We start from the raw sequence: 17,588 nt of genomic DNA on the forward strand, positions 1-17,588 counted from the left end.
TGGGGCGACTCGATACAGAAAAAACTTATCTTTAACCAAGCTTGAATATATTGATCGCTCCTGCTCTTGGTTGGCAATCAATTATTCAGCAAGCCCTAGTTAATCTCGAACAGCAACAAAACAAGGTTAGACAATCAGAAGCAAAAATGTATGTTGGTATGATGAATCAAGCACAACGAGCTGCTTACGCCGACACCAATCGTTTTGTATCTAGAATAGATAGATTGCAACTAGGTATGAAGTCAGAAACAGAAAATTACTTATATAGTATTGTCTTGAGCAACGATAATCATTTTGCTCAATCAATTGCTTTAGCAAAGATAGATGGAATAAGAAACTACACAGGTATAGTTATTTTAGCTAAGACAGCTAGTGGTCAATCAACTACTGAACACATACTTTGTCAAAGCAATGAACCTTCAAAAAAGCTTCCTGGAAAACCAACAGCTACCAACTTTACCAATATAAAGTGTCCTCCTGGTTATTCGTTAGTGCCGTAAAACTTTCCTCAAAATTAATAGCACATCCGCGATTGACTTAGTATCAAATAAAGTCCTAGCGCACTTCCTGTTCTCCTAGTCCGCGAAGGCGGACTTTGTGTGTGTAGACGCGATTTCCCATCGCCCGAAATTGGTAATTTCAATATCACCCTCACTCATCATACTCCGACTCAAAATCCACACGATCGTACATTTCGCCCAAAGACATCTCAAACTGCACCGAGCTCAACACCAGAACCGCTTCAGCACCATCATACTCAGACAAAACCCACTTATTGTCATCCGTCTTAGAAAACTGTTCGACGTGCATCTCGTACTGATCGATCAAAATATACTCCCTCAAAGTGGGAATCGATCGCAAAAGTTTAAATTTGTCACCACGATCGTAATTCGCTGTCGATTTCGATAAAACCTCAGCCACCATCACCACATTAGTAATCGCATCTTTCCTCCCCTCCGCAAACTCCAGCTTACCCGCAACCACCATCACATCATGATAAGTACAAAATTGCTTTTGTGGTATCCACAAACGCAAGCCCAAAGCAAATAAATGATAATGTTTCTGTCCTTTAAAAGCAAAATTCAAAGGAGTAATAATATCACCTACTATCATATTGTGGTTGGCGGAATTCGCAGGCATTGGTAATATTTGACCGCGACAATATTCACTTTTGTCCTCTGCTGCTTCTTCTAAAGCAAAATACTCGGCTGGAGTGTAATAAGGTTGTGGCTTACTCTCAATTACTTCTTCGCGAATTTCTGTTGATGCCGTCATACTACATCCTCCTGCGATCGTACTAACAATTATAACCGGATTATCCGCAATCAAAACAACCGCTTACAGTTCACTATCTTTCATTTTAATTACCTTCCCCTCAAACTCAAAACCCCTCTCCCAACCATCCAAATACTTATCCATATTAGGCTTGAACCACAGCGCCGCTTCCCCGTGTCCCAACTCCACCGCCCGATCGACTAATTCATACCAATGTGTCAGAGGCTTCCCCGTCGCTTCCACCGCTTGCAAATAATCCCAAACCACCTTTGGCACTGATACCGGCGATACCGCATACCTCAGCAATTCCTGTGCATCCTCGGGTGAAATAATGACATTATTCTCAACCCAAATCATACCCACATCCTCTTCCCTTTCCCCTTGCCAATTCACCTCGCCTCTCAAAACATAACCCCAAGGTTCGATAAAATTGTCAATCAGATACTGCAACCATTCCACATAATCATAAAACTTTTCCATGCCATTCCACTGAATCCCCCCGCCGTCAGCAGTCGGAATCCACTGACACCACAATCCGGGCTGAGTCTTCGGCGGGCGGTTGTAATTTACGATCGACAATTCCGACTCTTCATCCCACTTTTCATTGACAAAATAGCAGCCTTCTTCGCCCACAGGCAAACCCACGGCTGTTCTCGCCGCATCGGGAACATCTTGCAAAATTTCAGGATTTCGCTTCATTCGCCTCGTCCGAGAAAACTCTAATAAATAAAGAGTTTCGCTATCCAATAACCGCTGATTTAAATGAAATGTGCCTTCAAAGATTGTACTGTATCCCATGATTTCTATCTATTATAAATGTAGAGATATCGAAGTCTACCTCAGAATAAGTTTTATTGTTTGTGGAACGGGCTTCTAGCCTGTTCCTGACATTGGTGTAAAATATAAGTTTAACCTCAGATGTTACACTATTTTAAGAACGGGCAAGATGCCCGTTCCACAAGAAGATTGAGTCTTTTTGAGAAGAGTCTCCAACCCTACTTAGTCTTGTCCAAATTCCGCGACTCCAACCAAATAGGAATTGCAATCCAAGCAACTGTTAATAGCAAAGCAACTACCGCAAATTGAGCAGCCCAACCTACTAACTTCTCTAAAGACACAACCTGTCCTAAGAAGTATGACAAACTTACCATTACGGATGCCCAGCTTGCGGCACCCAAAATATTGAAGAATGAAAATTGCAAAAAGGGCATTTCTGCAATTCCCGCTAGGGGGCTGGCAAAAATTCGCAGCAGTGCGATGAAACGGCCCAAAAATACGGCTTTAGCTGCATTTTCGCTAAACTTTTCTTTTAAGTCAAACAGTTGTTCTTCCCGAAAGCGGAAGATTTTTCCCAGCTTCAGCAGCAGGGGCCAGCCGCCGTATCTGCCGATCGCATAACCGAAATTTCCCCCCACAGTCGCACCGGCGATCGCACTTCCGAGCACGTACCAGTAATTCAGTTCCCCGCTGCCAGCCAAAAATCCGCCAGCAATCGTAATTGTCTCGCCTGGAAGAGGGACTCCCAGATTTTCTAGCAAAATCCCGAAAAATACAGCCCAGTAGCCGTAATCTCGCGCCAATTGCTGAATAGTCTCTAACGATAAAAACTCAAAAGACATTTCGATATTGCCTTCGTAAACTTTTGCAAAGCTCAATACTTTTATATATTGGCTCGATTCGGCCAATAGTGCAATCTTTCGCTGTGATGAAAAACACACTACACTTGCGATCGCCCGCTCAAGCAAAAACTAACCTTTCAGAGATAATCAATTAATCAGGAATTGTTGCGCTTGCATTCCGATCGAAAGCCAGTCATCTTACTTAATCTACCACAAGTGCGATCGCCTCCGATTATTTAGTCAGCCCGATCGCCTCTTGAAACTTTAGCTGAAATTATTCTGTCTTTTGACAGAAGCAGCAAATCAATTTACTTAGTCGCATTTTACAATCTTAGGGTAACAGTTATGCAATTTCCCAACTTCCACCAACACATCGTGCTTCAGCCTCAAAACTGCCTCGACTCCCAAGCCGGTAGTCTCCTGCAACAACAGCTAGCAGAAATTTTGCCCGATCGCCACAATCTGTGGGTAATTGACATGACTAGCGTCGATTTCATCGACAGTTCGGGGCTGTGCGCTTTAGTCGGCGGGCTCAACGCCGCCCGCCACCGGGGATGTCGCCTCGTCATCTGCAACCTCTCAGCCACAGTCAGGCTAATTTTTGAAATTACTCAACTCGACCAACTCTTTGAAATTTTTGACACTTTCGAGCAAATTATCTCAACAGCAACTCCCGCTTTAGTTGCTTAATAAAAATTCTACTATCTCCCGTTAATTACCCATAATTAGGTTCGTAGTAAGGACGAAGAGTCCTAATTGATTCATCAAGAAAGGACTAAAGTCCTCACTACGAACATAAAGAAGTAATTTGCATATCGTAAATAGGCTTATTTGTCAAGCAATACCAATAACAGACAAATAAATCCGGTACTTGAACGCCGACAGAAGCGATCGCAGGTGCAGCCGGAAAAGGCAAAAGTCGATCGAAACAAATCCTGTCCCCAACGAACCCGAACTGCATCAAATAAGTCGCCGGTGGCGCATTTAAAAGATCCACGAGCAAGCGGAAAGCCAACTCGTACAACTGCTGCCGCCAAACATCAGACAAATGCAGCGGTTGAGAGTAACTCAACTCGCTCGACAACTTGTCAGATTCCCCAGCGATCGCCTCAGCATACAGCGGCCCCTTTGCCGTCAACACCACCGGCAGCCAAAAATTGCCATCGCCGACGGACACTTGTAGTTCCCGAGCCACTCGATCGCGCGCCGCCGCAACATTAGCGCCAAATCGAAACACATATTGACCCGGAAAAACCAGATTGGACGGAACATCCAGCGTCAAAGGGCAAACGATCGCCCCCGAAAGAGCGATCGCGCCAGAATTGAGTTCAGAAACCGCACATATCTCGACTTCAGTTAAAGGATCGGATTGAGCGATCGCAGCCTTGAGGCGATCGGCCGAGCCTTGTTCGTAGCCTGTTACAATCACAACTTTAGGCATTGCCAAAGCTCGGCATTTGAATACCGCGATCGTCCTCAGGATCGACGCTGGGCAGATCCAGGCCCTTAGCCTTGCGGTTGCGTACCGCCAGACGGTAAGTCACGCTCTGTAACTCAGTGTGCAACTGGTTGTTTTCCTTTTGCAGTTGCTGCAACTTTTCCTTAATCGGCTCGATCCGCTCGGCAAACTTCTGGCGGTAAACTCCCGGCAATTCCTGAACCACCTGTTCGAGCATTCTAGAGCGATCGGTCAATTCTTGCACCGACTGTCGCAGTTGGTAAACCTCAGCATCGCGCTCGGCGATTTGTTCTTGATAAAAACCAACTTGCTCTTCCACGGCTTGCAATTGTTCTCGCATCGCCTGCATTTGAGCTTGGTGGCGATCGGAAACTTCCGGCGCCGGGACAAAACTCGAATTTCCCTTGACCAGTCTGAAAAGTTCTTGAGATAACTGCTGCACCAATTGGTCGCGCATTTGCAGCTCTTCGGTGAGACGAGATACCTCTGATTGCAGTTCTTTTGAGCTTACAAGTTTCGTCTGATTCACAATGGCCCTCAGTTTTTACATTATATATTTCTTTAAAATATCTTTACCTTACCTCAGAGGCAAGAGGCACTTGAAAAGTTTTGAACCCGCAGTCGCTAGAGCGATCGGTGACAAATCAACGACCAAGCCCAGTTTAACCCCGATCGGCACCAACATCAGCCGATTTTAGATTTTAGATTTTAGATTTTATAAGGGATTGAAGCGCACACCTACAGTTGCATGATTGCGGTTTGAGTCAAATATTTGGTTAAAAAAACCGCTTTTGAGAGACAAGTTCATCTGTGTGGCCTCGCTTACCTCAGAAACCAGGTTTCTGCGTAGATTTCTTATCCCTGTCGCAAAATTGGTAGAAACCTGGTTTCTAACTACATATCACGATGAGCTTTTTCTGGCAAGAGTGCGAGATCTCCAGTTTACCCGATCGCCGCCGAGAGCACTTTGCCAGCTTCATCCAAGGTGCCGCCAAAACAGATAATTCCGTCCTCGTGACCGGCCATGGCCAGAATTTTGCGATCGGCCAAATTCTCCTCGTCAAAAAGTCTAAACATTTCTAGCGCCATTTGAGGAGTGCCATAGGGTATCTCTTTTCTAGTAGTAGGAATTTTAAACAGCAGTTGCTGCCATAGTTGAGGATTGTGAACGTGAATTATCGCACGCACATCATCTCTGCGAAGGTACAGTGCAGCGTGAGTTAGAGACTCCGACGAAGCTGGTACGGGGCCGCGACAGCCGAGGAAATTTTGTTCTAAGTTAAATTCGGTAACAGTACAATAAAATTCAGGCCCCAGATTTGGCAAGTGTGCCGTCTGGGTGCCTGAAATAATGAACTGACAAGAATTGCCAATTCTGATACTGATGTTACCAAAACCAATACTATTTTCGTAGACGCCTATTAGTCCCCAAGAGTGGAGTCGATCGCGCCAGTCCATCAAATCTGCTATGTTCTCGGCAGCTAAAGGATCTGCCTCTTGCCATTCGCAGCGGTACTTAACGACTCCTTCATCCATCTATTTTTATTCCTAGCAAATCCACGACACACAAGTCAGCTTCTGAGACTTCACCGAAGTTGTCAAACTGTTTTTTTGTCTGCTGCCTTCTGTCGAGAGTGCCTGAGTGCCTTCAATAATTTACATTCCTGTGTCACCGTAATTGGCGATCGACATTAGCAAAAAGTATACTACGCAAGAAGAACAAATTATTCCAAACATCATAAGTCTAGCCTCAACAGGTCATTGCAAAAGTGGAAGGTAAAAACACACGCTTTCAGGCTGGGAGTTTGATTCTTGGCTCTTGCTAGATCGAGTCTCTTATGTGAAACTATCTAACTTCCCTCAACAAGTTATTGCTTGAGATTACAGTATTTCTACTGAGCTTGTTAACCCTCTCAACAATATTTAACGATCGAGTAGTCCTTTATCCGGAAACTTAGGTAAAATCAACCGTACATTTACTTATTTTTTATTATATAGATATTTAAGTGAGCTGAACACAAAATCAAAAAAGTTTACCAAATCAACACAAATGCCAGCCAGTATCAACACAAATGCCAGCCGATCAGGAGTGGTCAATTGCTAAAACCCTTATTCTTATTGCTTTTCCGTGTTTTTATATAACTTAATTAAGTTCTGTTAAGACCGCCCGATCGCCAAAACTAGCTGCAACCATTGCTATTATTTTTTCCCTTTTTTCATATATATCTTTGCTCGCGAAAAGTGAGGTATCTCTGAAACCTTCTTCCTGGAACATCTGCTCGCCCCAAAAAAGCAAGCCGATCGAGCAGTGGCTCGATCGGCTAAACTCTTCTGTGGAGGGCTCGCGCCCGCAGCCCTTTAAATGTGGAAATGATACAAAATGCTGCCGTCGTCTTTAATTTCACAGTTGGCATTAAAGACTTCAGCTTGTTGGTTCAAAAAACGCTGGGCGACATCCGGCGACAGCCGCGTCTCCATCGCAAACCGTACCAGAGTGATTTCGCCGCTGCCTTCCTTGATCAGTCGGTACAAAGCACTTTGGAGCCTTTCGCTCTCTTCTCGCTGAAAAGCTGCTTTGTTCCTCCAATCCGCCACTGAAGGAATCAAACCGCGACTTACCAAAATCGCTAACAGCAGGCCAACTCCCACAATCAGAGGCACAGTTGGATCGCTCGTGGGCGTCGCCACAATTTGTGGCGCTGTAGCGGCGGCCAAACTGCTCACCATTTCTTTTTCCGAGGCTTGCGTATCCGCCATCGCAAGCTGAGTTTTGTTGTAAACGTCTTGCTGAAGCTTCATTTGCTGCAACAGGCGAGCGCGCTCTCTTTCGTATTGGTCGAGTTTTTGCTGAGCTTGTTTCAGGTCTTGAGTGACTTGTGCCAAGCGTTGGTTGAGCGTCTGATTGACTGATTGCCAGCGATATCTGTTAATCAGCCGGCTTTTTTCAACCATGCCCTTCATCAACATATCCGCTGTTTTGATTGCTTGCTGCTGATCGAGCGAGCGATACCCAACAGCAATCTCTAGCGGTTGTTCCGGCTTAGAAATCTGGACGCTAGCATTTTGTCGAACTTGCTGCGGCGACAGTTTAACTGCATCTGCCACGGCTTTGACAACATTATCTGCCAGTAGAACATCCGGAGTCAGTTGCTCTCCCTGCTTGAGAATTGTCGTGCCCGTGCTCGAAAATTTGACTGGCGGATTGTTAGAAGTGAGAGTGCCTTGGGCCATGAATCCGGGTGGCGGAGCTAGGCGGTAGGCAAGGGCCCCTGAAATACCCATAATTACAGCGAAACTGCCTAAGGCAATCCATCTGTACTGATTTGCTGAAGATCTAAAACGTAAATTTCCCATTTTGATAGTCAAGTCATAACTTTCACTTTGCTTGCAGCTAGTCCCAAACCAAAGAGCGATAGTCTCTTTCTTTTGAGTGAAATTGACTGCTGAAAAATTCCTCAGATTGTAACGAAAAGCTCTCAAATCGGCTTTTCAGAGTTGCCAATATTCATGTTCGGAAAAAAGCATCGCAATGCTGTATTTTTTCGTAAATCTAACCTCAGCTTTTATCTTTAGGAATTCTCAGAAAATTACTGGGCGATCGGGATTTGGGAAGTTTGCTGCCACCAGCCGCTCATCGCGAGAGTCTGCTCTCACGAGCTTTGCCGTGTTTGTTGGCACTCAAAACGTTGACCTTTTCGCCTCTGGCAATCCTCCAGTTATTTTACTTCTTGCTGTGCATTTTGCGGAAGCGATCGGGCCAGATGCGTCGTTACTCGATCGCAAATAATAGCACGTCGCAATAAATTTTTGCTTTGGTTTAGGGGCGACGTTAGTTCTGTCGTGGCATTTGGCGAAAGTCTGAGACCTTGCTTGCACTAGATATTTTTTCCGGTCGGCATATTTCTACCCATCACAGTCACAGAAAGTCCAGTAATCGGGTCTACAGACTTGAGCAGCTAAACTCCCGCTTTGAATAACAAACTGCCAATTTTGTTCGATTTTCTCAAATAAGAGCCTGTCAAACAATGAAAAAAACCTTAAATATTCTTCCTAAAAAGTTACCAAGTCAGAATTATACCACGTACCAAGACTCTTTGCTACACATAAAAAAGTTGTGGAGCAGGCCGCGAGACCTACTCCACATCATCATCATCATCATCATGATGATTTGACAAAGGATACGATCGACCGTACCGACGAAAGTTCAGAAGCCGATCGGCAAAATAAGACCCTCGCGGGCCATAACAGCCTTGGGAAAAGCGATTTGCACGTCTTCGGCGATGCGATCGAGAAAATCGTCAGTATGAGCCGGATCGTGGTGAAAAATCACCACCCGTTTCACCCGGGCCTCCTTAGCCATTCTCACCGCTTCCTGCCAAGTCGAGTGTCCCCAACCCACCTTCGGAGACTTGGGGTTGTGATATTCCTCGTCGGTGTACATCGCATCGTAGATCAGCACGTCAGCGTCGAGGGCTAAATTGTACACATTTTCATCTATTCGATCGGGAAAATGTTCCGTATCCGAACAGTAAACAACTGAACGTCCCTGCCAAGTCACCCGATATCCCATAGCAGTATTCGGGTGATTCAGAGAACCAGTTCTAATCTCAATATCGTCCAGCATCATCGTCTGGTTGTGATCGATCTCGTGAAAAGTCAGATCTGCCGGCAAACCCATCAGCGGTACCGGCGAATTGGAGTGCAAAACCCGTTCGACGAAGTGCCGTTTCAGGCAATCTCCATCGGGGGGAATTGCCCCATAAATATCAAAGCTATTGCCGCGAATGAAAGCTGGGGCGAACATTGGGAACCCTTGAATGTGATCCCAGTGATAGTGAGTAAAAAACATATAAGCTTGCACGGGCATTTCTTGCAGCAACTGGTCTCCCAGCATCCGCAAGCCAGTTCCGCCGTCAAAAATCAAGCGTTTTCCACCGACTCGCATTTCCAAACAAGAAGTATTGCCACCGTAGCGAACAGTTTCCGATCCGGGTGTCGGAACACTGCCCCGCACGCCCCAGAACTGTACTACAAAATCATCTATACCTTTTATTGCTTCGGAGGGTTGAGGGCAATCAACGGGATTTGCCACTACAGAGGACAAGCTGATTTCCATTTTAAAATTCAGACTTTAAGGTTCCACATTGTCCGTGATGGCGCAGCAGATGGTCGCACAACACTAAAGCTACCATTGCTTCGACCATTGGCACAGCTCTTGGTAAAACGCAAGGGTCGTGCCTTCCTTTTGCCGCCAGCAGCGTTGCTTCCCCCTCTCGGGTGACTGTGCGCTGTTGCTGGCGAATTGTTGCAGTTGGCTTGAAAGCCGCGCGCAGAATGATATTTTCACCGTTAGCAATGCCACCCTGAATTCCACCGGAGCGATTCGTGACTGTACGAATTTCTCCTTGTTCATCAGTATAGTATTCATCATTATGTTCGCTGCCCAAAAGCAGAGTCCCCGCAAAGCCCGAACCAATTTCAAAGCCTTTGCTGGCGGGTAATGACATAATCGCTTTGGCCAAATCGGCTTCGAGTTTGTCGAATACCGGCATTCCCAGACCTTTGGGTACGTTGCGGGCGACGCATTCGACTACGCCGCCGATCGAATCTCCACTGTCGCGAACTTTTTCGATCAGTTCAATCATTTTAATGGCGCATTCGGCATCGGGACAGCGAACGATGTTGCTTTCTACTTGTTCTAAGGTAACAGTGTCCGGGTCGGCGACGCATTCTAAGTCTTTGATGCGTTTGACGTAGCCGACTATTTCTACGCCTGCTGCTTGTTGGAGAATTTTTTTGGCGATCGCCCCTGCTGCTACTCTACCAATTGTTTCTCTCGCCGACGATCGACCTCCGCCTTGCCAGTTGCGAATTCCGTACTTAGCATCGTAGGTAGCATCAGCATGGGAAGGACGGTAAGTTGTGGCCATTTCGCCATAATCTTGGGGACGAGTGTCTTGATTGCGGACTAAAATGGCGATCGGCGTTCCCAGAGTTTTGCCTTCAAACACACCCGACAGAATTTCGCAGGTATCTGCTTCTTTGCGGGGTGTGGTAATTTTGCTTTGTCCGGGGCGGCGGCGATCGAGTTCCGCTTGAATTTCCGATGGGTCGATCGACACCAGAGGCGGGCAACCGTCAATTACCACTCCCACACCCCCGCCGTGAGATTCCCCAAATGTCGATATCCGAAATAGATGCCCAAAGCTATTGCCCATAATGCTTTTCCCTGAAACTTAATAATTTTTACTTTAACTGGAAGATAGATTTCTCAAATATAGATTTAGCGTATTTTAAAGAATATAGCATTGAGCAGCAGGAGACGGTGATTCGCGCAACGCAGAAGTTCGATCGCAGCGGGGAGGGGGAAAATTGGGAAAGGGGGAGAGGGGGAGATGGGGAGAGAGGGGGGAGGGGGAGATGGGGAGAGAGGGAAAATCTTCCTTCTTCCCTCTTCCTTCTTCCTTCATTTCTAATCTTCGTGTTCTTCAAAAGGATCTCTCAATTCCTTAGCAGGAGGGCCGAAAGCCGTGTAGATCGAGAAACCGGTGATTGCCACCAGACACATACCGAGAGAAATGCCGAGAACTGCTGCTGGTTCCATATTGAGGAGCGATTATGAGTGATCCCCTCTATAATATTACAAAAAATAACAATTCGTCTAAAAGTCTAGTAATTTGAGGCGCGGTACGGTATGGCAGCCTCTGAGTGGGACAGGGAGAGGGGGAGAGTGTCCGAGTGGGGGATCTGAGAAATTGCGATCGCAATTAGCGGTGGAAATATGTCAAACTTTTCTGTAGAGATTCATTGCAGGTGACTTATGGCACAACGGACTTGGTTGGGAGACAGACTCAAACCCCTTAACTCAGAATACGGCAAGGTAGCCCCCGGTTGGGGAACCACCCTATTGATGAGCGTTTTCATTGGACTGTTTTTCGTGTTCTTGTTGATTATTTTGCAAATCTACAACTCTTCTCTGATTCTAGAGAATGTGGACGTTGATTGGTCGAGTCTCGGCCGCTAAACTTTGAGCAGCGAAATTTAAGACTAACAGTAAAAGCTGAGGGTAGAGGAGAAAGGGTAAAAGCTAAGTTTTCCCATTTCCCCTTGCCCTTTCCCGTTAGTGCGTCGGAATTAAATTCTAACTAATTAAACAAATTGCAGGAGAAACAAAATGAATATTTTTGGCATTGGCTTGCCGGAAATGGCAGTAATTTTCACCATCGCGCTGTTGGTATTCGGCCCGAAAAAGTTGCCAGAAATTGGTCGTAGTTTCGGGAAAGCACTGCGGAGTTTTCAGGATGCTTCGCGGGATTTTGAGTCGGAGTTTACGCGGGAAACGAAGCAGTTAGAAGAAGCAGTCGCAATCAAAAAGCCGGAACCGGAAAAACTCGCGGCTGTTAAGGAAGATAGCACAGACATTTAAATGAACAACACTCAGAAGTCGGAAACTCCAGCAGAGTTGGTGATTCCCCAGCTAATTGTAGGTTTGGGGAATCCAGAACCAAAGTACGATCGCACGCGACACAATATCGGCTTTAATGCAGTAGATGCTTTGGCTCAAGCTTGGCAGATTTCGCTGTCGGAAAATCGCAAATTTCAAGGCATATTCGGCGAGGGAAATCGGCCGCGCGGACAGAAAATTCGGTTGCTGAAACCGCTGACGTACATGAATCTGTCGGGCCAATCGATTCGGGCGGCTGCGGATTGGTACAAAATACCTGCGCCTGCTGTGTTAGTAGTGTACGACGATATGGATTTGCCGATCGGGAAAATGAGAATGCGCCTAGCCGGTTCAGCGGGCGGGCACAACGGCATGAAATCCACAATTTCTCATTTGGGGACAGACAAATTTCCCCGATTGCGGATTGGCATCGGCAAACCTCAAAGCGATCCTGCTAAAAATGATAAAGATACGATTTCCTTCGTATTAGGAAAATTTTCCTCAGAGGAAAGTCAGTTAGTAGAGAAGATGCTGAAATTGGTTGTAGAGGCGATCGAGCTAAGTCTGCAACAAGGAATAGAAAAAAGCATGAGTCTCTACAACAATCGTACCATTATAGAAACAAACGCGGAAACAAAAAGGTGAGTTCGAGACGTTTGCCTGAAACTACAGCCCATGTCCGAGTTACGGGTCAATCTTGGCTAAAAGGCACGCTTGAAGGTGAAGTGACTGCCGGCAGTTTTGAGTGGCACTTTCAATGGCGTTTTCGGGAAGAAAAAACACTAATTCTGGAACCTTCTCAGGGTAGGGCATTGATTCAGGAACCGCTGCACCGTTTTTTAGAGAAATGGGATTATCAGCTTGAACCAGGGGGCGATTATTCGTTTACGGTTCGGGCTGAATTTTGAGATTTTTGCGATCGCAGATGAACGTGGATTAACATTGTTTAAATCCTGTTCATATTAATTCAATCTTTTTTGATCCTTGACACATTATGCTAAATCTAGCATAATATAATTGTGGGCATAAAATCATTAAACATAGCAGCCGCCAAGACGGTTAGGACGTTGTTAATGGATCAAACCATCGCTTTGATTGCATTTTACTTTTTAATTGGTAGATAGTATGTATAGAAAAATATCTAAATTATTCTATAAATGACACAGCCATCACTCAAAACGGTTGTATGGATCGGAAGTTCTTTGAAAGATTTTAGAGGATTTCCTGAAGAGGTACATGACATCATGGGCTATGCTCTATATCTAGCACAAACAGGAGATAAATACGAATCTGCTAAACCTCTCAAAGGATTTGGAAGTGCCAAAGTTTTGGAAATTACCGATGACCATGATGGGGATACCTATAGAGCCGTTTACACCGTAAAATTTGCAGATACAGTATATGTTTTGCACGCTTTTCAGAAAAAATCAAAAAAAGGAATTGCTACACCACAACAGGATATTACCTTAATCCAAGAAAGACTAAAACGAGCTCAAGAGCATTACGAAGAGTTCAAGAATAAGTAGCGGTGAAAATAAGTAGTAATAGCAGTTACTTATATTTCTAAATAAGCTGGAAATTAACCGCTACTGTTGTAGAGATAACCAAGACAATATAAAAAGGAGATAATCGTGAGTAAAGAGATCGATATTCAAGTTAGTAGTGGTAATATATTTGCGGATTTGGGTATGCCTAATGCTGATGAAATGCTGATGAAGGCTGAACTGGTGCGCCAGATAAATGAGATAATTACTCAAAGGAAACTGAATCAACTTCAAGCAGCACAAGTATTAGGAATTGACCAGCCCAAAGTTTCAGCCTTGATGAGAGGGAAACTGACAGGTTTTTCTACAGAAAGGTTGTTTCGGTTTTTGAATGCTTTAGGGTGCGATGTACAAATTGTAGTGAAGCCAAAGCTAAAATCACCTGAGATTCCTGGAATTAGTGTTGTCACTATCTGATGTCGGAAAAGCAGGCGCAGTTGCTTCTCGGTAAGCGCCACAATAATACATCGTTAAAACTGCCTTGTAAGCCCAGTGATTTGGCGGCACATCGGTAAAAGGATTTGGCAAAGTTTCCGCGCGATTCTGTACGCAAGCATTCAGGATTTGTTCGCGGGTTGGCTGGACTTGAACTAAAGAATTACTGGGCTTTATTGGTGCAAGCTTTTGTGCTTTTGCGGGAGATGAACAACAGGCACTAACTAGCAGTACAAATGCGGCAACGATTCTGATTTTAAGCATCTAATTACTTTTTGTGCGACAATAGATCCTAACTTCCACTGCATTCCCTGAAAACTATGCCGAGTCCTATTCTCCGCAATCGTTATCAAACGATCAAAGACTTGGGACAAGGCGGTTTTGGCGACACATACTTAGCCAAAGATTTAGACTTACCCGGACATCCCCACTGCGTTGTCAAACATCTTCAGCCGAAACACCCCAATCCTGCTATTTTACCAGCTAAACGCTTACTCGACAACGACAGCAACGGTTTTCGAGTTGTGTGTGTGACTCCGTGGACTTCTTAGCCCTTTTCCCCTTTACTCTTCTTTCTTTTTCCCTCTCGCACGTAGCGCTAAAAATATGTTTTTTCAGATTCACCGCCGAACAGATTATAATTAGAAATATTGATTTTTATCACGAATAGTCCCATAGGAGATTTATAAAATGAATAACCTATTAGCAGAAACTTTTGCCACTGTCTCTCAACTACCCGAAGCCGAACAAAATGTCATAGCATCCTTAATTTTAGACAAGATATCAGCACCGAGTGTCGCGCCTTTCCTCATTTCCCAATCAGACATCGAAACCCTAGAAAAATCATACATTTTCCGAGACAAGACAGAAGTCATTGACTTTATTAACAAATATCCGTTTTTACTTCCCGTTGTGCTAGAAGCACCGGTTCAGATTAGCCATTATTTTCCCGAACAAAAACTATTACTTCAAGTCATCAATGACCCCGAAATTCCTAACTATATTCATCTGGTTCTCTCAATCATCTTAACAGACCTCGCTCCCGATGAAGCAATGGATAAAGAAGATGAATTGCGTAAAAATTGGTCTCGGGGATTATCCCATGAAATTCGGGAGAACTTTTATACGATTTTGGAATATACTGATGAGTTTTGATTGGTCGCAATATCTAAATTTAGCAAAAGAACTTGCTGGTCAAGCAACTATTCCTGCTGAACAGGAGGCGCGATTGAGGGATGCTATCAGTCGTTCCTATTATGCTGCTTTTATCTTAGCGCGGAACTATTTGCGAGATAAACAAGGTCATTCCCTGCCAAAAACCAGCGATATTCACCGCTATGTTTGGCAAGAATTTGATATTAATCCTGACTCAAGATGTCAATTAATCGCCGATAATTTAGCAGTGCTGCGCCGATATCGAAATCAAGCAGACTATGACGATAATTTTCCCTTATTATCTGCGATTGCTAGTATTGCGATCAAGCGTTCTCAAGAAATAATTTCTAACCTAAGTAGTCTCTAAATATCAATTTAATTTGGTAATGCTTTTTTGCTGTAGTCCGGTTTGTTGCTTCATCAGCCGATGGAGTCATGGATCAAAATATCGCCCTTACGCACTAACAACCGTAGCTTGACCTTTTACTACCTTAGCTAAGATTGCCAAAATATTCGGCACCACAGGCTTCAAATCTGCCAAACAGAGCAATTACTTGCTCCCTAGTTACAGTGGGAAATCCATCTAAAAAATCATCAATTGACTCTCCGGCTTCTAAATAGTCAAAAAGTGTTTGGACAGGAACCCTAGTGCCAATAAAAACAGGTGTTCCGCCCATGATTTCACCAGAAATACTAATTATCTGAAAATTCTGAGACATAAGCCTAAGTAGTTGTAGGGTGTGGATCCTGCGATAAATTCCTAACTCAATCCCAACAATCTCATAGCGACGCACCTGATGGATATATTACAAACCTTTGGATTGTTCGGACATCCGCCGCATTCCCACAGCCAATGTACCTAGAAACAATAGCCCGATCGCACCAGCCAACGGATTGCCGTTAATTCCTGTCACCCAATCCGGGACAGAGCCAGAATATCGCACTAACTCTCCGACGTTAATTATATAGTATCCCCAGACTAAACCTGCATGAATCCCGATCGACAAACCCAGCCTATCTTTGCTCTCCTCTCCTTTTAGGACTAATTTCAAATAATAATTCAGCCCGGTATAAGCAGACATCAAACTCCAGAAAGAAATTCATGTGTCCTAGAATTAATGGAGCATTCCTGTCTTTTGTCCAAGCAAAAGCTAAATCCACTGGAGGAAAGCGCTCAATGTTCGCCCTCAATACCAAAGCCCGCGCCTCAAACCTAGCCAAATTGCCTCCTAATGGAACAGAAAGTGTTTGACGTTCCCAAATTGCTCCTAATCTTAATCCCATTTCGTAGGGCAATACGTTAACACTAGAACCTGTATCTAGCAAGCCTGATGCACTTAAAGAGCAATTCTGATAAGTTAAAGTTAGTGGCAAGTAAGGCAATGTACTTAATGCACCCAGTTGCGGATCGATTTCGGTAAACGCAAATCTGACTTTATCAACCATGTTTTACTGCTTTTTCTTCTGATAATGCCTTTGCTAATACAGCAGCGGCTTCAAAAGAGTTGTAGGAATTAGTGCTAGATACTTTGCCTTGCTCTTCTAGCGGAACTATACCTGATTCTTGGAGTAATTCTGATACGATAAAATGCAGTAGTAAAAGTTTGTCAGTGTGAGGCAAATCTTTGACGAGTGGTAGAAGTTCAGCAAGCTGCATAAAAATTTCCCCAGGTTGGTTGTAGAGTATGGTCTGATATATTATGCCATTTTCAAGAATTGATTAATCCGATCGCCCTTTGGACTGTTCCGACATCTGTCGCATTCCCACAGCCAACACGCTCAAAAACAATAGCCCGATCGCACCAGCCAACGGATTGCCGTTAATTCCAGTCACCCAATCCGGGACAGAGCCAGAATATCGCACTAACTCTCCGACGTTAATTATATAGTATCCCCAGACTAAACCTGCATGAAGCCCGATCGACAAACCCAATCGATTTTGACAACTTCGCTTTGCCAAAACCAGGATCAAACCCAGCAACAACAGCCCCGGAAACTGAGGCCAAGTCCGCAGCATTGCCTCCACGGGTTTGATAAAATGAGATAGGGCAAACACCAGACTGTTCGCCCGCACAGACATCGGATAACTGTAATCCCGCTGCAACTCGTCGAACAACCAACCCCGGAATACCAACTCCTCTGCAAAACCCACTCCCAGGGCGCTTAATAGCCCTTCTGCGATGATTCTCGGCAAATTATGAGAATTTTGCCATGCGACAAAGCCGAGCAGCCCTTGCACAAAAAATAGGGTGAAAGTAATCGAAATGCCGATCGCCAATCCCGTCAAAAGCTCAAAACCGTTTTGTCGCGTATTTACTAAACCATAACTTTTGAGCAATTGCGTTTGTCTGTAAACCTGTTTTCCCCAGCGCGGAAGTAGCAACAAAAACTCGGTAAACAGCAATCCCATTGTCAGAATGGTTGCTAGGTTACTATCTTTAACTAAGAGATAAATTGGTACGGCTAGCGGTAGCCAGATTGCTGCTAAGATTAAGAGGAAAATTATTACACGTAATGGAAATGGATAACTGGCTATTATTTGGAGGCGGTTAATCATTGTTGTAAATTAAACAAGTTTTACATGATATCTGTAGGGACACAGCATTGCTGTGTCCTTACCAGGATGAGGACACAGCATTGCTGTGTCCATACCCGGA

The 17,588-nt window shown here is 44.6% G+C and carries 27 protein-coding genes and 1 pseudogene; 12 read left to right on the forward strand and 16 right to left on the reverse strand.

What is annotated here, in order from left to right:
• Positions 1–41 precede the first annotated feature (41 nt).
• Positions 42–500 carry a type IV pilin-like G/H family protein gene (locus JGK11_RS15130; protein WP_293212193.1) on the forward strand — a complete coding sequence of 153 codons (459 nt, stop codon included), beginning with the start codon at positions 42–44 and terminating at the stop codon, positions 498–500.
• A 151-nt stretch (positions 501–651) separates the two neighbouring features.
• On the opposite strand, the gene JGK11_RS15135 is transcribed toward JGK11_RS15130, so the two are convergent.
• The 3 genes from JGK11_RS15135 to JGK11_RS15145 form a co-directional block, all read right to left on the reverse strand.
• Positions 652–1,275, reverse strand: coding sequence for a Uma2 family endonuclease (locus tag JGK11_RS15135; protein ID WP_293212195.1), 624 nt, complete (start codon positions 1,273–1,275; stop codon positions 652–654).
• Positions 1,276–1,338: 63 nt separating this feature from the next.
• Positions 1,339–2,073: a hypothetical protein gene (locus tag JGK11_RS15140; RefSeq protein WP_293212196.1), complete on the reverse strand. Its 735-nt coding sequence runs from the start codon at positions 2,071–2,073 to the stop codon at positions 1,339–1,341.
• A gap of 197 nt (positions 2,074–2,270) precedes the next feature.
• Positions 2,271–2,894, reverse strand: coding sequence for a DedA family protein (locus JGK11_RS15145; RefSeq protein WP_293151269.1), 624 nt, complete (start codon positions 2,892–2,894; stop codon positions 2,271–2,273).
• Positions 2,895–3,239: 345 nt separating this feature from the next.
• On the opposite strand from JGK11_RS15145, the gene JGK11_RS15150 reads away from it, so the two are divergent.
• The gene (locus JGK11_RS15150; RefSeq protein WP_293197027.1) at positions 3,240–3,584 is read left to right on the forward strand and encodes an STAS domain-containing protein; all 345 of its coding nucleotides are present in this window, start codon (positions 3,240–3,242) and stop codon (positions 3,582–3,584) included.
• Positions 3,585–3,681: 97 nt separating this feature from the next.
• On the opposite strand, the gene JGK11_RS15155 is transcribed toward JGK11_RS15150, so the two are convergent.
• The 4 genes from JGK11_RS15155 to JGK11_RS15170 all read right to left on the reverse strand — a co-directional run bounded on the left by JGK11_RS15155 (position 3,682) and on the right by JGK11_RS15170 (position 7,707).
• Positions 3,682–4,335 (reverse strand): hypothetical protein, encoded by a 654-nt coding sequence (locus tag JGK11_RS15155; protein ID WP_293197026.1) that lies wholly within the window; start codon positions 4,333–4,335, stop codon positions 3,682–3,684.
• Positions 4,328–4,882: an Npun_F5560 family protein gene (locus tag JGK11_RS15160; protein WP_293151059.1), complete on the reverse strand. Its 555-nt coding sequence runs from the start codon at positions 4,880–4,882 to the stop codon at positions 4,328–4,330. The genes JGK11_RS15155 and JGK11_RS15160 overlap by 8 nt, the downstream gene beginning before the upstream one ends.
• A gap of 413 nt (positions 4,883–5,295) precedes the next feature.
• Positions 5,296–5,889: a class II aldolase/adducin family protein gene (locus tag JGK11_RS15165; protein WP_293190114.1), complete on the reverse strand. Its 594-nt coding sequence runs from the start codon at positions 5,887–5,889 to the stop codon at positions 5,296–5,298.
• A gap of 822 nt (positions 5,890–6,711) precedes the next feature.
• Positions 6,712–7,707 carry a hypothetical protein gene (locus tag JGK11_RS15170; RefSeq protein ID WP_293180025.1) on the reverse strand — a complete coding sequence of 332 codons (996 nt, stop codon included), beginning with the start codon at positions 7,705–7,707 and terminating at the stop codon, positions 6,712–6,714.
• A gap of 175 nt (positions 7,708–7,882) precedes the next feature.
• Between JGK11_RS15170 and JGK11_RS15175 the strand changes: the two genes are divergently transcribed.
• Positions 7,883–8,140, forward strand: a complete 258-nt coding sequence (locus JGK11_RS15175; RefSeq protein WP_293180028.1) for a hypothetical protein — start codon at positions 7,883–7,885, stop codon at positions 8,138–8,140.
• 417 nt (positions 8,141–8,557) lie between these two features.
• Here the strand turns inward: JGK11_RS15175 and JGK11_RS15180 are convergent, their stop codons facing one another.
• The 3 genes from JGK11_RS15180 to psbN all read right to left on the reverse strand — a co-directional run bounded on the left by JGK11_RS15180 (position 8,558) and on the right by psbN (position 10,957).
• Positions 8,558–9,469 (reverse strand): MBL fold metallo-hydrolase, encoded by a 912-nt coding sequence (locus JGK11_RS15180; RefSeq protein WP_293180031.1) that lies wholly within the window; start codon positions 9,467–9,469, stop codon positions 8,558–8,560.
• A gap of 1 nt (position 9,470) precedes the next feature.
• Positions 9,471–10,571 carry a chorismate synthase gene (aroC, locus tag JGK11_RS15185; RefSeq protein WP_293151084.1) on the reverse strand — a complete coding sequence of 367 codons (1,101 nt, stop codon included), beginning with the start codon at positions 10,569–10,571 and terminating at the stop codon, positions 9,471–9,473.
• A 254-nt stretch (positions 10,572–10,825) separates the two neighbouring features.
• Complete coding sequence (gene psbN, locus JGK11_RS15190) at positions 10,826–10,957, reverse strand: photosystem II reaction center protein PsbN (protein WP_193971847.1); 132 nt, start codon at positions 10,955–10,957, stop codon at positions 10,826–10,828.
• Positions 10,958–11,173: 216 nt separating this feature from the next.
• Between psbN and psbH the strand changes: the two genes are divergently transcribed.
• The 6 genes from psbH to JGK11_RS15220 all read left to right on the forward strand — a co-directional run bounded on the left by psbH (position 11,174) and on the right by JGK11_RS15220 (position 13,758).
• Positions 11,174–11,377, forward strand: a complete 204-nt coding sequence (psbH, locus tag JGK11_RS15195) for a photosystem II reaction center protein PsbH (protein ID WP_293127124.1) — start codon at positions 11,174–11,176, stop codon at positions 11,375–11,377.
• Positions 11,378–11,527: 150 nt separating this feature from the next.
• Positions 11,528–11,779 (forward strand): TatA/E family twin arginine-targeting protein translocase, encoded by a 252-nt coding sequence (locus JGK11_RS15200; protein ID WP_293180036.1) that lies wholly within the window; start codon positions 11,528–11,530, stop codon positions 11,777–11,779.
• On the forward strand, positions 11,780–12,442 hold the full coding sequence (gene pth / locus JGK11_RS15205) for an aminoacyl-tRNA hydrolase (protein ID WP_293180039.1): 663 nt from the start codon (positions 11,780–11,782) through the stop codon (positions 12,440–12,442).
• Positions 12,439–12,705, forward strand: a complete 267-nt coding sequence (locus JGK11_RS15210) for a DUF3146 family protein (protein WP_293212197.1) — start codon at positions 12,439–12,441, stop codon at positions 12,703–12,705. Before pth ends, JGK11_RS15210 begins: the two co-directional genes overlap by 4 nt.
• 249 nt (positions 12,706–12,954) lie before the next feature.
• Positions 12,955–13,323 carry a type II toxin-antitoxin system RelE/ParE family toxin gene (locus JGK11_RS15215; protein WP_293212199.1) on the forward strand — a complete coding sequence of 123 codons (369 nt, stop codon included), beginning with the start codon at positions 12,955–12,957 and terminating at the stop codon, positions 13,321–13,323.
• Positions 13,324–13,428: 105 nt separating this feature from the next.
• On the forward strand, positions 13,429–13,758 hold the full coding sequence (locus JGK11_RS15220; protein ID WP_293212201.1) for a helix-turn-helix transcriptional regulator: 330 nt from the start codon (positions 13,429–13,431) through the stop codon (positions 13,756–13,758).
• Here the strand turns inward: JGK11_RS15220 and JGK11_RS15225 are convergent.
• On the reverse strand, positions 13,720–14,040 hold the full coding sequence (locus JGK11_RS15225) for an S-layer protein (RefSeq protein WP_293190108.1): 321 nt from the start codon (positions 14,038–14,040) through the stop codon (positions 13,720–13,722). The genes JGK11_RS15220 and JGK11_RS15225 overlap by 39 nt on opposite strands.
• A gap of 56 nt (positions 14,041–14,096) precedes the next feature.
• On the opposite strand from JGK11_RS15225, the gene JGK11_RS15230 reads away from it, so the two are divergent.
• The 3 genes from JGK11_RS15230 to JGK11_RS15240 all read left to right on the forward strand — a co-directional run bounded on the left by JGK11_RS15230 (position 14,097) and on the right by JGK11_RS15240 (position 15,298).
• Positions 14,097–14,327, forward strand: a complete 231-nt coding sequence (locus JGK11_RS15230) for a hypothetical protein (RefSeq protein WP_363319191.1) — start codon at positions 14,097–14,099, stop codon at positions 14,325–14,327.
• A 139-nt stretch (positions 14,328–14,466) separates the two neighbouring features.
• Positions 14,467–14,931 carry a hypothetical protein gene (locus tag JGK11_RS15235; RefSeq protein WP_293212203.1) on the forward strand — a complete coding sequence of 155 codons (465 nt, stop codon included), beginning with the start codon at positions 14,467–14,469 and terminating at the stop codon, positions 14,929–14,931.
• Positions 14,921–15,298: a HEPN domain-containing protein gene (locus tag JGK11_RS15240; RefSeq protein WP_293212205.1), complete on the forward strand. Its 378-nt coding sequence runs from the start codon at positions 14,921–14,923 to the stop codon at positions 15,296–15,298. The genes JGK11_RS15235 and JGK11_RS15240 overlap by 11 nt, the downstream gene beginning before the upstream one ends.
• Positions 15,299–15,422: 124 nt before the next feature.
• Here the strand turns inward: JGK11_RS15240 and JGK11_RS15245 are convergent, their stop codons facing one another.
• From JGK11_RS15245 to JGK11_RS15265, 5 genes and pseudogenes are all read right to left on the reverse strand, one after another.
• The gene (locus JGK11_RS15245) at positions 15,423–15,650 is read right to left on the reverse strand and encodes a DUF433 domain-containing protein (protein ID WP_293197024.1); all 228 of its coding nucleotides are present in this window, start codon (positions 15,648–15,650) and stop codon (positions 15,423–15,425) included.
• Positions 15,651–15,737: 87 nt separating this feature from the next.
• Positions 15,738–15,953, reverse strand: a pseudogene (locus tag JGK11_RS15250) (CPBP family intramembrane glutamate endopeptidase); the annotation flags it as partial.
• Complete coding sequence (locus tag JGK11_RS15255) at positions 15,946–16,377, reverse strand: hypothetical protein (protein ID WP_293180059.1); 432 nt, start codon at positions 16,375–16,377, stop codon at positions 15,946–15,948. The pseudogene JGK11_RS15250 and the gene JGK11_RS15255, both read right to left, overlap by 8 nt.
• Entirely contained in the window at positions 16,370–16,588 is a 219-nt protein-coding gene (locus JGK11_RS15260) for a hypothetical protein (RefSeq protein ID WP_293180061.1), read from the reverse strand. Before JGK11_RS15260 ends, JGK11_RS15255 begins: the two co-directional genes overlap by 8 nt.
• Positions 16,589–16,651: 63 nt before the next feature.
• Positions 16,652–17,488 (reverse strand): type II CAAX endopeptidase family protein, encoded by an 837-nt coding sequence (locus JGK11_RS15265; RefSeq protein ID WP_293180063.1) that lies wholly within the window; start codon positions 17,486–17,488, stop codon positions 16,652–16,654.
• Positions 17,489–17,588: the final 100 nt, after the last annotated feature.

The sequence above is a fragment of the Microcoleus sp. PH2017_34_RAT_O_A genome (genome assembly GCF_020737885.1).
Taxonomy (GTDB): domain Bacteria; phylum Cyanobacteriota; class Cyanobacteriia; order Cyanobacteriales; family Microcoleaceae; genus Microcoleus.